Genomic DNA, 602 nt, shown 5'->3' with positions numbered 1-602 from the left:
AAAAACGGAACAGCGCATGATGAGGTGTTCCAAAAGTTTAGACACTTTTTACTTTTTAAAAATTCTTTAAGGCTAACTATTAAGTTAGTCTTTTTTTGTTTCAAGACTGAAAAATAATTTCATATCTTTTCTAAAAAAATGTTTTTAGAGAGGAATTGAATGTTAAGACAAAAATTATTTAAAGATTTTTTAAAAAATAAAAAGAATTTAGAAATTCGTAATCAATTAATCGATTTACATTTGCCCTTAGTAAAAAAACTAGCTTATCATTTTAAATATTACCCTAAAGTTTTAACTAAGGAGGATTTATATCAAGAAGGGATTTTAGGATTAATCAAAGCTCTAAATAATTACCAAGATTTAGGTTATGACTTTGTTACTTATGCAACTCCAAAAATAAAATTTTGCAATCAATGAACTAATAAGAAAAAGCCATTCACCTTCAATTCCCCAAAAAACACCAAACCAAACAATATCAGTTTTAAAGAAGAACAATACAAACAACCTAATTGGGATAAAATCCTTAATCCGCATCAATTATGGCTAAACAGTAAAACATGAATATATAAAAAACTAAAACTAAACTAAGTAAAAACTGAATT

1 pseudogene is annotated in these 602 nt (G+C 25.2%); it reads left to right on the top strand.

What is annotated here, in order from left to right:
- Positions 1-159: 159 nt before the first annotated feature.
- Positions 160-546, top strand: a pseudogene (locus tag BBA70_RS03620) (sigma-70 family RNA polymerase sigma factor); the annotation flags it as partial.
- Positions 547-602 lie beyond the last annotated feature (56 nt).

The sequence above is a fragment of the New Jersey aster yellows phytoplasma genome, assembly GCF_002554195.1.
GTDB lineage: Bacteria > Bacillota_I > Bacilli_A > Acholeplasmatales > Acholeplasmataceae > Phytoplasma.
This window is presented reverse-complemented; position numbering and strand designations above follow the sequence as displayed.